The organism is Streptomyces sp. NPDC051217 (assembly GCF_044455465.1).
Classification (GTDB): domain Bacteria; phylum Actinomycetota; class Actinomycetes; order Streptomycetales; family Streptomycetaceae; genus Streptomyces.
Window position 1 is genome coordinate 411,412 of the sequence record NZ_JBITEV010000004.1, and the last position, 13,577, is coordinate 424,988.

Below are 13,577 nucleotides of genomic sequence, written 5' to 3' on the forward strand. Positions count from 1 at the left end.
GTGCTCACCACTCGATGCCCCTCTGCCCCTTCTGCCCCGCGTCCATCGGATGCTTGACCTTCGTCATGTCGGTGACCAGATCGGCGAGTTCGACCAGCGGCTCGGGCGCGTTCCGCCCGGTGATCACGACGTGCTGCGTCCCCGGCCGCTCCCGCAGCACCCGTACGACCTCGTCGGTGTCCACCCAGCCCCAGTGCATCGGGTACGCGAACTCGTCCAGCACGTACAGCCGGTACGTCTGCGCCGCCAGGTCGCGCTTGACCTGCTCCCAGCCCTCGCGCGCCGCGTCCTCATTGGAAAGCTGCTTGTCGCGCTGGACCCAGGACCAGCCCTCACCCATCTTGTGCCAGTCGACCGAACCGCCCTCGCCGCTCGCCCCGAGCACCTTCAGCGCGTGCTCCTCGCCCACCTTCCACTTCGCCGACTTGACGAACTGGAACACCCCGATCGGCCAGCCCTGCGTCCAGCCGCGCAGCGCCAGCCCGAACGCGGCCGTCGACTTGCCCTTGCCGATGCCCGTGTGGACGACGACGAGCGGGCGGTTACGGCGCTGCCGGGTGGTGAGACCGTCGTCCGGCACGACCACCGGCTGTCCCTGCGGCATCAGGCAACCCTCCTCTGCGCGCCCGAAGCGCCCCGGGCGCCCCGCACATCCCTGACCAGCCCCGCGATGCTGTCCGCCCGCAGCTCGTCGAGCGTGACGGCCGTGCCGCCCAGCTCACCCGCGAGCGCGACCGCCAACCCCAGCCGTACCGGCCCCGACTCGCAGTCGACGACCACCGACGCCGTGCCCTCGGCGGCGTGCAGCCGCGCCGCGCGCGTACCGAGCGCCACCGGATCGGCCCCGCCGGTCGCCCGCCCGTCCGTCACCACGACGAGCAGCGGGCGCCGCGCGGGATCGCGCATCCGCTCCACCCGCAGGACGTCCTGCGCCTTCAACAGCCCGGCGGACAGCGGGGTCCGCCCGCCGGTGGGCAGCGACTCCAGCCGTACGGCCGCCGCGTCGACCGAGGAGGTCGGCGGCAGCGCCACCGTGGCGTCCTTCCCCCGGAAGGTGATCAGACCGACCTTGTCGCGCCGCTGGTACGCGTCCAGGAGCAGCGACAGCACGGCGCCCTTGACGGCCGACATGCGCTGCCGCGCGGCCATCGACCCGGAGGCGTCCACCACGAACAGCACCAGATTGCCCTCGCGCCCCTCGCGGGTCGCCTGCCGCAGATCGTCGCGACGCACGACCAGCCCGCGCCCCGAACGGCCGCGCGCCCGCTGGTGCGGCGCGGCGGCCCGGACAGTCGCGGCCAGATGCAGCTTGGTCAGCGCGCCCCGGGGCCGCCGCGCCCCGGTCGTACGACCATGATCGGTACGCGCCCGTGAACGGCGCCCCGCCGCGCCCTCACCGAGACCGGGCACGCTGAGCATCTTCGTACGGAAGGGCTCGGCGGCGCGTACGGCGGACTGCTCGCCGCCCCCGGCGGGCCGGCCGCCCCGCGCCTCCTCGGGCTGCGCGGGGGAGTCCGCCGGGTCGGCCGAACCCTCCGGCGCCTCCGGCCCCCGCGGGCCGTCAGAGCCGTCAGAGCCGTCCCTGGGTGGCTGCCCGCCCCCGGGCCCGTCGGGATCCGGGTCGTCGTCCGGCGAGTCGTCCTCGCCCCCGCCGAACTCCTCCAGCGTGTCGTCCAGCTTCTCCTCGTCGAGACCGGGCGCGTCGAACGGATTGCGTCGCCTGCGGTGCGGCAGCGCCAGCAGCGCGGCCTGCCGAACGTCCTCGGCCAGTACGACCGTGCGCCCCGCCCACGCGGCGAGCGTCGTCGCCGTCCGCGCCATCACGATGTCGGCCCGCATGCCGTCCACCTCGAACGCGGCGCACGTCGCCGCGATCTGCCGCAGCGCGGCGTCCCCGAGGCGTACCTCGGGCAGCAGCGCCCGCGCGGCCACGATGCGCGCCCGCAACTCGTTCTCCTCGTCGGCCCAGCGCGCGGCGAAGGCGGCGGGGTCGTCGTCGTAGGCGAGCCGCCGCCGTACGACCTCCACCCGCAGATCGGGCTCGCGCGACGCGGCGACCTCGACGGTCAGCCCGAACCGGTCGAGCAACTGCGGTCGCAGCTCGCCCTCCTCGGGGTTCATCGTCCCGACGAGCAGGAAGCGGGAGGCGTGCCGTACGGAGACGCCCTCGCGCTCCACGTAGGAGGCGCCCATCGCGGCGGCGTCCAACAGAAGGTCCACCAGGTGGTCGTGGAGGAGGTTGACCTCGTCGACGTACAGCACGCCCCGGTGCGCGTCGGCGAGGAGCCCCGGCTCGAACGCCTTCACGCCCTCGGCCAGCGCACGCTCGATGTCGAGCGCGCCGACAAGCCGGTCCTCGGAGGCGCCGACAGGCAGTTCGACCATCCGCGCGGGCCGCGCCGCGCCGACGCCGCCCTCGTGCGGCCCGTCAGGACACGCCGGGTCGGGAGCCCCCGGGTCGCAGGAGAACCGGCATCCGACGACGACGGACACCTCCGGTATGAGAACCGAGAGGGCGCGCACGGCCGTGCTCTTCGCGGTGCCCTTCTCGCCGCGCACGAGAACCCCGCCCACGGCGGGGGAGACGGCGTTGAGCAGCAGCGCGAGCCGCAGATCGTCCTGCCCGACGAGCGCGGTGAAGGGGTAAGGCGTACTCACAGTGCCTCCATGGCATGGGTCAGGGTGCTCGGCCGGTCCGGCGTTCGGAAGCCGGCCCCGGCGACGACTGGGCTCGCGCTCACTCCCGGTCCCCCTCCAGATCGCCCTCAAGTTCCAGATACGTCGCCCGCAGCCGCTCCAGCGTCCGCTCGTCCGGCTCCCCCCACAGCCCCCGCTCGGCGGCCTCCAGCAGCCGCTCCGTGATGCCCCTCAGCGCCCACGGGTTGGACTGCCGCATGAACTCCTGGTTCTCCGGCGCGAAGACGTACTCCGCCGACAACTTCTCGTACATCCAGTCGTCCACGACCCCGGCCGTCGCGTCGTACCCGAACAGGTAGTCCACCGTCGCGGCCATCTCGAAAGCACCCTTGTAGCCGTGCCGCCGCATCGCCGCCATCCAGCGCGGATTGACCACCCGCGCCCGGAACACCCGGTGCGTCTCCTCGCCCAGCGTCCGCGTCTTGATCTGGTCCGGCGTCGCGCTGTCACCCACGTACGCCTCGGGCGACTCACCCGTCAGATGCCGCACCATCGCGACCATGCCGCCGTGGTACTGGAAGTAGTCGTCGGCGTCGACCAGATCGTGCTCCCTCGTGTCGACATTCTTCGCCGCCACCTTGATCCGCCGGAACGCCGTCTCCATGTCGCCGCGCGCCGCGCGCCCGTCGAGCCCGCGCCCGTACGCGTAACCGCCCCACACCGCGTACACCTCGGCGAGGTCCGCGTCCGACTGCCAGTTCCGCGCGTCGATCAGCGGCAGCAGACCCGCCCCGTACGCACCCGGCTTCGACCCGAAGATCCGCGCCGTCGCGCGCCGGCGGTCGCCGTGCTCCGCCGTGTCCTGATCGGCGTGCGCCCGTACGTAGTTGGCCTCGGCCGGCTCGTCCAGCTCCGCCACCGCCCGTACCGCGTCGTCGATCAGCCCCACCACATGCGGGAAGGCGTCCCGGAAGAAGCCCGAGATCCGCACCGTCACATCGATCCGGGGCCGCCCCAGCTCCGCCGCGGGCACGATCTCGAAGCCGGTGACCCGCCGCGACGCGTCGTCCCACACCGGCCGGCAGCCCAGCAGCGCCAGGATCTCGGCGATGTCGTCGCCCTGGGTGCGCATCGCGGACGTGCCCCAGACGGTCAGCCCCACCGACGCCGGATAGGCGCCCGCGTCGGCCAGATACCGGGCGACCAGCGAGTCGGCCAGGGCCTGGCCCACCTCCCACGAAAGCCGCGACGGAATGGCCTTGGGATCGACCGAGTAGAAGTTGCGGCCCGTCGGCAGGACGTTGACGAGCCCGCGCGTCGGCGACCCGGAGGGGCCCGCCGGGACGAAACCACCGTCCAGGGCGCGCAGGATGTTCTCGATCTCGTCCGTCGTACGGGCCAGTCTCGGCACCACCTCAGTAGAGGCGAAGCCCAACACGGCCACCGCGGAAGCCAGTTCGTGCCCCAGGACCTCACCGACCAGCGGGGCCGCCGCCGACAGCTCCCAGGCCCGCTCCTCCATGCCCTCCGCGAGCCGCCGGCAGAGCTGCTCCAGCAGATCGATCGCGTCCGCCGCCGACCGCGCCGGACCCGCCACCAGATCCGTCAGCTCGACCGGCACCTTCACCGGCGCCCCCGGCTCGCCCAGCAGCTCCTTCTCGACCAGCCCGAAGTGCTCGGCGAGCGCCGCCCGCAGGCCCGGCAGGGCGTTCGCCTCGCCGCCCCACACCTGCGAGGCGCGCAGCACGGCGAGCACCAGGTTGACCCGTGCCCCGCCCTCGGGGCCGCCGCCGAGGATGTGCAGACCGTCCCTGATCTGGACGTCCTTGATCTCACAGAGATAGCCGTCGACATGCATGACGAACGAGTCGAAGTCGTCCTCGCCCGGCTGCTCGTCGACATGCAGGTCGTGGTGCAGCTCGGCGGCCTTGACGAGCGTCCAGATCTGGGCCCGCACGGCCGGGGCCTTCGTCGGGTCGAGATCGCTGACCAGCGCGTACTCGTCGAGCAGTTGCTCCAGCTTGGCCAGGTCGCCGTAGGTGTCGGCGCGTGCCATCGGCGGCACCAGATGGTCCACGACCGTGGCGTGGCCTCGCCGCTTGGCCTGGGTGCCCTCGCCGGGGTCGTTGACGATGAACGGGTAGATCAGCGGCAGTTCACCGAGCACCGCGTCCGGGCCGCAGCCCGCCGACAGGCCGAGGCCCTTGCCGGGCAGCCACTCCATCGTGCCGTGCTTGCCCATGTGGACGACCGCGTCCGCGCCGAAACCGTTCTGGTCGGCCGCCGTCTCCAGCCAGCGGTACGCCGCCATGTAGTGGTGCGACGGCGGCATGTCCGGGTCGTGGTAGATCGCGATGGGGTTCTCGCCGAAGCCGCGCGGGGGCTGGATCATCACCACGACGTTCCCGAACCGGAGCGACGCGAGCACGATGGCGTCGCCGTCCACGTACAGCGAGCCCGGCGGCTCGCCCCAGTGCTCCAGCATGCCCGCGCGGAGCCCCGGCTCCAGCTTGTCGAACCAGGCGCGGTAGTCGGCGAGCGGCACCCGCGCGGGTGCCACGGCCAGTTGCTCCTCCGTCAGCCACTCCACGTCGTGGCCACCGGCGTTGATGAGCCGGTGGATCAGCTCGTCACCGTTGTCCGGGTGCGCGTCCGCGCCCTCCCCCACCCGGTAACCGGCGTCGCGCAGGGCGTCCAGCACCCGCACCGCCGACGCGGGGGTGTCGAGACCGACCGCGTTGCCGACGCGTGAGTGCTTCGTCGGGTACGCGGTGAAGACCACCGCCAGTTTCTTCTCCGCGTTCGGCTTGTGCGCCAGCCGGGCGTGCCGCACCGCGATCCCGGCGACCCGGCCGGCCCGCTCGGGATCGGCGGCGTAGACCGGGACCCCGTCCGGGCCCTGCTCCTTGAAGGAGAACGGGACCGTGATCAGCCGCCCGTCGAACTCCGGGATCGCGACCTGCATCGCCGCGTCCATGGGGGACAGGGCGGCGTCCGACGCGTCCCAGGCGGCCCGTGAGGACGTCAGACAGAGCCCTTGCAGGACGGGTATGTCGAGGTCGGCCAGCGCCCCGATGTCCCACGCCTCGTCGTCGCCGCCCGCCGACGCGTCCGAGGCGACGGTGCCGCCGGCCGCGAGCACGGTCGCGATCAGCGCGTCCGCCGCGCCGAGCCGTTCGTAGAGGGCGGGATCGGCGCCGCGCAGTGAACCGCAGTACACCGGAAGGGCGTTGGCGCCCCGCTCCTCGATGCGGTCGCACAGCACGTCCACGAAGGAGGTGTTCCCGGACAGCTGGTGCGCGCGGTAGAAGAGCACCCCGACCGTCGGCCGCCCTTCTACGAAGGAGCGCTCGCCGTGCACACCCCACTCGGGCATCGGGCGCGGCGCCTCGAACCCCTCCCCGGTCAGCAGCACGGTGTCGGAGAGGAACCGCGCCAGCTCCGCCAGATTCTCCGGCCCGCCCTCGACCAGGTAGCGCAGCGCCTCGGCCACCACACCGGCGGGCACCGACGAGTCGGCCATCAGCTCCGCGTCCGGTACGGACTCCCCGCCCAGCAGCACGGTCGGTATGCCGGAAGCGGCGAGCGCGGCGAGCCCGTCCTCCCAGGCGCGTTTGCCGCCGAGGAGCCGTACGACGGCGATCCGCGCCCCGGCGATCAGCGCGGGCAGGTCGTCGGTGGCGTCGACCCGGGTCGGGTTGCCGATGACGTACGGCGCCCCGGAGGCGCGGGCGGCCAGCAGATCGGTGTCGGCGGTGGACAGCAGCAGGACGGTGTTCGCCTGCTCGCTGCCCCGGTCGCTCACAGTGCTCGTGCTGCTCACGGTGGTCATGGCGCTCCAGGTGCGATGAAGGGAAGTCCTGACGGGGCGCCCGACTCGATCAGCCGCAGCAGCGCGTCCGTGTCCGCGTGTTCCTCGATCAGATCGCCGAGAAGGTCGAGTTGCTCCTCGCGCAGGGCGGCGAACGAGGTGTCCGGGGCGGGTACGAAGCGGCGCCCGGCCGCCCCGGAAACCTCGCGCAGGAAGGCGCGCCGGAAGCCGTCGCTCTCCAGCGAGCCGTGCCAGTGCGTGCCCCACACCTGGCCCGAACGGCACCCGTCCAGACGACGGCCGGCACCGTCGATCAGGAACGGATCGCCGCCTTCCACGGAGGCGACGCCGTGGTGGATCTCGTAGCCCTCGACGCTCTCGCCCAGCGCCTCGCCGACGGGTCGCGCCAGGGTCTTCTCGCGGGCGAACTCGATGCGAACGGGCAGCAGTCCGAGGCCGTCCACCGAGCCCGCGCCGGACTCCACGTCGTCCTCGATGTGCTCGCCGAGGAGCTGGTAACCACCGCAGATACCGAGGACGGGGCGGCCCTCGGCGGCGCGCCGCAGCAGCGCGCCGGCGAGACCCCGCTCGCGCAGCCAGGCCAGCGCGCGCACCGTGCCGCGGGTACCGGGGACGATCACCAGGTCCGCGTCGGTGATCTCGTCGGCGCGGTCCACGAACCGCACCACCACACCCGGTTCGGCCGCCAGCGCGTCCACGTCCGTGAAGTTGGACATCAGCGGCACCGCGCAGACGGCGACCCGCAGGACGTCCTCTCCGTACGGAGGGGCCACCACCGACTCGCGCACGGCGCCGCGCGGCGAGACCCGCAGACCGTCCTCCTCGTCGATGCCCAGACCGTGCCGGAAGGGCAGCACACCGTACGTGGCACGGCCGGTCAGCCCGCGCAGCATCTCCAGACCCGGTTCCAGCAACGACACGTCGCCCCGGAACTTGTTCACGAGATAGCCCGCGACCAGTGCCTGGTCCTCGGGGCTCAGCAGCGCCGTCGTACCGAAGAAGGACGCGAAGACACCGCCCCTGTCGATGTCGCCGACCACGACGACCGGCAGCCGGGCCGCCCGCGCGACGCCCATGTTCACGATGTCCGTACGCCGCAGATTGATCTCCGCCGGACTGCCCGCGCCCTCGCAGATCACCGCGTCGTGTGTACGCCGCAGTTCCTCCAGACACTCCACGACGGTGCCCAGGAGGGTCTCCTGGCGGCCGGGCCCCGCGCCGTCGCCGTGGTAGCCACGGGCGCTCAGTTCACCCACCGGCCGCCCCATCAGGACGACTTGACTGCTGCGGTCGCTGCCCGGCTTGAGCAGGACGGGATTCATCAGCGCCGTCGGCTCCACGCGCGCCGCCTGTGCCTGCATCGCCTGTGCCCGGCCGATCTCGGCGCCCTCGCGCGTCACGAACGAATTCAGTGACATGTTCTGCCCCTTGAAGGGCGCCACCTTCACGCCCCGGCGGACGAGCCAGCGGCAGATACCCGCCGTCACGACGCTCTTCCCGGCGTCGGACGTCGTCCCGGCTACGAGCAGCCCACCACCGGGCCGGCCTCCCGTGCTCATCGGCGCCCCCTCCCAAGGAGGTTGTCGGCCAGCAGCCGCCCGGCCACGCAGACCCCCAACGCCAGCACGCCCACCCGGCGCGACAGTTCGGCCGCCCGCTCGATGTCGGCCACCTCGACCGGCCGCCCGGCGCCGTTCAGCACCGGCCGGTGCTCGACCCGCCCGCCGTACGCGAGGGTGCCCCCCAGCCGCACGCCCAGCGCGCCCGCGAACGCCGCTTCCACGGGGCCCGCGTTGGGGCTCGGATGACGGCCCGCGTCGCGCCGTACCGCCCGCAGCGCCCGCGCGGGCGCGCCGCCCGCCACCGCCGCCAGCGCCGCCGTCAGCCGGGCGCCCGGCCAGCCGGCCACATCGTCCAGCCGCGCCGACGCCCAGCCGAAGCGCAGATGGCGCGGCGACCGGTGGCCGACCATCGCGTCCAGCGTGTTGACGGCCCGGAACGCGACCAGCCCCGGCACCCCGCCCAACGCGCCCCAGACCAGGGCTCCCACGACGGCGTCCGAGGTGTTCTCGGCGACGGACTCCACGACGGCGCGGGCGATCTGCCCCTCGTCCAGTTCCTGCGGATCCCGCCCGCACAGATGCGGCAGCCGCTCGCGCGCGACCTCGACGTCCCCGGCCGCCAGCGCCCCGCCGACGGCACGGGCCTCGCGCCCCAGCGACGTGCCGCCCACCACGGTCCAGGTGACGGCGGCGGTCAGCGCCACCGAGGCGGCCGTACGGCCCCGCAGCCCGCGCGTCACGAGTGCGGCCACCCCGGCCGCACCCCCGGCGCACACGGCGGCGTGCAGCGCGCCCCAGCCCCGGTGGTCACGCCACAGCAGGCGCTCCACGGCGTTCGCCGTACGTCCGAAAGCGGCGACCGGATGGCCGCGCCGGGGATCGCCGAAGAGCCGGTCGGCGAGGAGACCGGCGACGGCGCCGTACGCGAAAACGCTTCCCTGGGCCGGTACTTCGCGGCCCGCCGAATACTCGGCACGCATCGCTCAGCCCGCCGATACGCCTCGGGACGCTCTCGGGGTTCTCGTACTCGAAGGTCTGAACGCGACAGCAGAACCGCAGCCGGGCATGGCGACTTGTCCTCACTCAGGGTCCGCGCCCTGGTTCGACGTGATGCGGCGACAAGAGTTCCTGGCTCCCGGGGACATGGCTGTCCCCGGTCACAGTGGCGGGACCGCGCCGGATTCGCACCGGCTTCCTCTCGCTGTCGCCGTATTGGCCTCGGCAGTCCACCACGCGTGCGAATTCCCGTCAACCAGGCTTTGACCTGCGGCGGGGCAGTGTGCTGAGGCCCACACGGCGGGGGCGCCCACGGCACCCGGCCCGCCCGCGGCGGGCATGGCGGCCGGCCCGTCCACCCGCCGGCCGGCACCGGCATCCGGGGCCGGCACCCCGGCTCGTACCACATCGGCCACGCGAGGTGCGCGGACGCACGCTGCTCTCCAACGGAGGCACGGTCGACCTCGACACCCCCAGCACCTGGTCCAAGGAGGCGTACTCACTGATCACGCGTGATCTCGGCATCGACCTCAAGCGTCTGGAAGGGACCATCGACGATGCCGCGGACGACGCGTACCGGGCGGTGCGCGAACCGCGCTGACGCGCGCACGCGGTGGAGGGGATGGCCCGTGACGTACGGGCCACCCCCTCCACCGCGTCCGGTCAGGCGACGATCATGTAGATCCCGTACGACACGGCGGCCAGGCACAGGGCGAAGCAGACGTACGCGCCGGTGCGGGCGACGGCGACGGACCCGGTGCCCGTAGTGCCGCCCCCCGTGGGTGCCGCGCTCTTCGAGAGCCCGACGATGCCCAGGGTGAACAGGCCCACCAGAGCGACGGTGGCCACGAGGCTGACGCCGAAGACGGAGCCGAGCGCCGCCCAGTCGATGTTCATGCTGAAAGAGTCCTTCGCTTCGTCAGTCGGTGTCGGGCCGTCGGTGTCGGGCCGCTGATGTCGGGCCCCTGATGTCAGACGGCCGCGGGCCGGGCCGGTTCGGTGGTCGGGTCCGCGGCGCCCGTCCCCGTGGCCGGGATGGTGGCGGCGATCTCCGACACCGGACCGCCCACAGGGGGCGGGGTGACGGCGGCGACGGCCGCGGTCACGACACCCGAGGGCCCGTCGGCGCCGGCGGTTTCGTCCGCCGCGTTGACATTGGTGTGGTCGATCGGCTGACGCCGCGACGCGAACCAGATGACCGCCGAGAGCACGACGAGCAGCGCGGCCGTGGCCGCGATGCCCCACGGGCCCTGACCGGTCAGGAATTCGGCGCCCGCCGCGACCAGAGCGGCGGCAGGCAGGGTCAGCCCCCAGGCGATGAACATCCGGGTGGCGGTCGACCAGCGGACGACTCCGCCCTTGCGGCCGAGGCCCGCGCCCATCACCGCACCGGAGCAGGACTGTGTGGTGGAGAGCGAGAATCCCAGGTGGGACGAGGCGAGGATGACGGTCGCCGCGCTGGTCTGGGCGGCGAAGCCCTGTGGCGGGCGGAGGTCGGTGAGGCCCTTGCCCATCGTGCGGATGATGCGCCAGCCGCCGAGATAGGTGCCCAGTGCGATCGCGACACCGGCGGAGACGATCACCCACAGCGGGGGGTTGGAGCCGGGGGCGAGGACGCCGCCGGTGACCAGCGCGAGGGTGATGACACCCATCGTCTTCTGCGCGTCGTTGGTGCCGTGGGCGAGGGACACGAGGCCGGCCGACGCGATCTGTCCCGCGCGGTAGCCCTTCGCCGTGGCCTTCTCGTCCGTGTCACGGCCGACGCGGTACGTCAGCCGGGTGGCGAGCATCGCGGCCAGACCGGCGACCAGGGGCGCGGCGAGCGCCGGGAGCAGGACCTTGGTGACGACGACCCCGCCGTTGACACCCGAGGCGCCGACGGACATCAGCGTGGCGCCGATGAGACCGCCGAAGAGAGCGTGGGAGGAGCTCGACGGAAGGCCGAGCAGCCAGGTGAACAAGTTCCACAGGATGGCGCCGACGAGCGCCGCGAAGATCACTTCTGTTCTGATGCCCTGCTCGTTGATGAGCCCGCCGGAGATGGTCTTGGCGACCTCGACCGACAGGAACGCGCCGACGAGGTTGAGCACGGCGGACATCGCTACCGCCGTCTTGGGTTTCAGCGCGCCGGTCGAGATGGTCGTCGCCATCGCGTTGGCGGTGTCGTGGAAACCGTTCGTGAAGTCGAACACGAGAGCTGTCACGATCACGATCGCTAGCAGCAGCGTGAGGTGTTCCATTAACCCTGACAATCCCTTGACATCATCGGCCGTTCAGGAACGTAGGTACGTTGAATGAACGGAAGATGAACTGGGGCAGGCTTTGCGGTGACTCTCGCCAGGGGGTATTCGTTCCGCGCTCCTTCCGGGCGCGGAGCACGGGCCTCGTCGCCGGGTCGGACGCCTCGCCGAGATTCACCCGAAGGTGGCCACCAGGGACCCGCGCGACCCCGGGTGGGCCACCTGGCAGGATCGCCGCATGACGGAAACCGGAGACGGGCACGCGGGCGAAGACGCGCAGGAAGACGCGCACGACGACAGTCACGAAGAGGCCCGGGAGCAGGCGATCGAACAGGCGTGGCGGGATCTCGTCGCCACCGCCCGCCGGAGCGCGGCCGACGGCCTTGTCGTCGGCACCTCCGGCAATGTGTCCGTACGGGTCGGAGATCTGGTCCTCGTCACGCCCAGCGGGGTGCCGTACGACCGGCTGACGCCCGAGGACACCGTCGCCGTGGACCTGGACGGCCACCAGGTCATCGGCCGTCTCAAGCCCACCAGCGAGCTGCCGATGCATCTGGAGGTCTACCGGAACGCGGACGCCGGCGCCGTGGTCCACACGCACGCCGTCCACGCCACCGCCGTCTCCACCCTCGTGCCCGAACTGCCCCTGATCCACTACATGGCGGCGGACTTCGGCGGTCCGGTCCGGGTCGCCCCGTACGCGATGTACGGCACGGACGCCCTGGCCGAGAACATGGTGCGCGCGCTGCGCGACCGCACGGGCTGTCTGCTCCAGAACCACGGCACCGTCACGCACGCAGCCACCCTGGACAAGGCCTACGACCGCACGGCCCAGCTGGAGTGGATGTGCCGCCTCTGGCTCACGGCGAGCTCCGTCCCCGGCCACGCGCCCAGCCTGCTCTCCCGGCGGCAGGTGCGGGACGTCGAGCGTCAGCTCAAGGGTTACGGCCAGCCGGGCTGATCACGCGCGCCCGACGGGCCCCGGCGGTTGCCCCCCGTCACCCCGGACGCCTGCTCCGCTGGCCGTACCGGCCGTCCGTACCGACACTGGGAAAATGCGCCCGGCCAGAGCGACGGCAGCAGCCGTCACCACAGTGATCGGTGTCGGCACGGCCGCTGTGGCGGCCGGCCGGTACGCCAGCGACGCCGCGCTCAAGGCGCCTCCCGGGCGACCACTGCCGGGCGACCCACGGCTCACCGTGCATGCCACGGCCGCCGGCCGGGTGACCCTCACGCGCTGCCTGGCCTCCCTGCGCCCCGGCACCTACGGGCTGGAGTCCGCGGACGTCCAGGCGGTCGTCGGACCGGTCATCGACGACGTACCGCATCCCGCCGACACCGTCGTCCGCCGGCTGGAGCGCGTCGGCCGCGGCACCCTCGCCGCCGGCAGCCGTGTCCGGCTCACCCCCCAGATCCACCAGGGCGACCCCGGCAGCGCGCTCGGCCTGGAATACGACCGGGTGGAGATCCCCGGCGAACTCGGCGCGCTGCCGGGGTGGTTCGTGCCCGGCAGCCGGGAGACCTGGGCGATCACGGCGCACGGCCTCGGCGCGACCCCCGAGCACCCGATGAACGTCATGGAGTTCCTGGTGGATCAGCATCTCCCGGTGCTGAACCTGTTCTACCGGGGCGACCCGGGCGCCCCGCGTTCCCCGGACGGCCTCGGGCACCTCGGCGACTCCGAATGGCGGGACCTCGACGCCGCGATCCGCTTCGCCGTGCGGGGCGGCGCCGAGCACGTCATCCTGTACGGCTGGTCCGTCGGAGCCACGATGGCCCTGCATGCCGCCGGGAAGTCCGGACAGCGCGACCGCATCAAGGGACTCGTCCTGGACAGCCCCGTACTCGACTGGGAGGCCACCCTGCGCGCCCTGGCCACCGCCCGCCGCACCCCCGGCCCGCTGCTGCCGCTCGCCGTCCGCGCGGCGCAGGGCCGGACGGGACTGCGCGGCGGCCGGCTGCCCGTGGTCGCCGATCCGGGGAAGCTCGACGTCCCCACGCTGATCATCCACGGCCCCGACGACGGTCTGGCCCCCTGGTACCCCTCCCGCGAACTGGCCGCCCGCCGAACCGACCTGGTCGTCCTGCACACGGTCTCGGACGCCCCGCACGGCGCCATGTGGAACGCGGACCCCACCGGTTACGAGGAGACGCTCCGCCGCTTCCTCACCCCCCTCATGTAACCCCGCGTCACCCTCACTCACCCCCGAGCGCAACCTCCGTGCGGTATCGCCCCCGGCGCCTCCCGGCCGCCCCCGACCACCCTCCGCTCCGGTGTCTTCCCGGGCATGTGACCGGCGGGTGGAGGCT

10 protein-coding genes and 1 riboswitch are annotated in these 13,577 nt (G+C 72.9%); of the genes, 3 read left to right on the plus strand and 7 right to left on the minus strand.

The window, feature by feature from the left end:
* Positions 1 to 4: 4 nt before the first annotated feature.
* The 5 genes from cobO to ACIBBB_RS13135 form a co-directional block, all read right to left on the minus strand.
* Positions 5 to 604: a cob(I)yrinic acid a,c-diamide adenosyltransferase gene (gene cobO / locus ACIBBB_RS13115; protein ID WP_398981172.1), complete on the minus strand. Its 600-nt coding sequence runs from the start codon at positions 602 to 604 to the stop codon at positions 5 to 7.
* Positions 604 to 2,658 carry a putative cobaltochelatase gene (locus tag ACIBBB_RS13120; protein WP_398981174.1) on the minus strand — a complete coding sequence of 685 codons (2,055 nt, stop codon included), beginning with the start codon at positions 2,656 to 2,658 and terminating at the stop codon, positions 604 to 606. Before ACIBBB_RS13120 ends, cobO begins: the two co-directional genes overlap by 1 nt.
* 79 nt (positions 2,659 to 2,737) lie before the next feature.
* Entirely contained in the window at positions 2,738 to 6,400 is a 3,663-nt protein-coding gene (gene cobN, locus ACIBBB_RS13125) for a cobaltochelatase subunit CobN (RefSeq protein WP_398981328.1), read from the minus strand.
* A 65-nt stretch (positions 6,401 to 6,465) separates the two neighbouring features.
* Positions 6,466 to 8,028 (minus strand): cobyric acid synthase, encoded by a 1,563-nt coding sequence (locus ACIBBB_RS13130; RefSeq protein ID WP_398981176.1) that lies wholly within the window; start codon positions 8,026 to 8,028, stop codon positions 6,466 to 6,468.
* Positions 8,025 to 9,011, minus strand: coding sequence for a cobalamin biosynthesis protein (locus ACIBBB_RS13135; RefSeq protein ID WP_398981178.1), 987 nt, complete (start codon positions 9,009 to 9,011; stop codon positions 8,025 to 8,027). Before ACIBBB_RS13135 ends, ACIBBB_RS13130 begins: the two co-directional genes overlap by 4 nt.
* Before the next feature lie 142 nt (positions 9,012 to 9,153).
* A riboswitch (cobalamin riboswitch) is annotated at positions 9,154 to 9,230 on the minus strand.
* A gap of 218 nt (positions 9,231 to 9,448) precedes the next feature.
* Here ACIBBB_RS13135 and ACIBBB_RS13140 point away from each other — a divergent pair.
* Positions 9,449 to 9,628, plus strand: coding sequence for a hypothetical protein (locus ACIBBB_RS13140; protein WP_398981181.1), 180 nt, complete (start codon positions 9,449 to 9,451; stop codon positions 9,626 to 9,628).
* Positions 9,629 to 9,690: 62 nt separating this feature from the next.
* Here ACIBBB_RS13140 and ACIBBB_RS13145 read toward each other — a convergent pair whose 3' ends face one another.
* Positions 9,691 to 9,924 (minus strand): hypothetical protein, encoded by a 234-nt coding sequence (locus tag ACIBBB_RS13145; RefSeq protein WP_398981183.1) that lies wholly within the window; start codon positions 9,922 to 9,924, stop codon positions 9,691 to 9,693.
* 74 nt (positions 9,925 to 9,998) lie between these two features.
* Positions 9,999 to 11,267, minus strand: a complete 1,269-nt coding sequence (locus ACIBBB_RS13150) for an anion permease (RefSeq protein WP_398981185.1) — start codon at positions 11,265 to 11,267, stop codon at positions 9,999 to 10,001.
* A gap of 238 nt (positions 11,268 to 11,505) precedes the next feature.
* On the opposite strand from ACIBBB_RS13150, the gene ACIBBB_RS13155 reads away from it, so the two are divergent.
* Positions 11,506 to 12,228: a class II aldolase/adducin family protein gene (locus ACIBBB_RS13155; protein WP_398981187.1), complete on the plus strand. Its 723-nt coding sequence runs from the start codon at positions 11,506 to 11,508 to the stop codon at positions 12,226 to 12,228.
* A 94-nt stretch (positions 12,229 to 12,322) separates the two neighbouring features.
* Positions 12,323 to 13,450: an alpha/beta hydrolase gene (locus ACIBBB_RS13160; protein WP_398981189.1), complete on the plus strand. Its 1,128-nt coding sequence runs from the start codon at positions 12,323 to 12,325 to the stop codon at positions 13,448 to 13,450.
* Positions 13,451 to 13,577 lie beyond the last annotated feature (127 nt).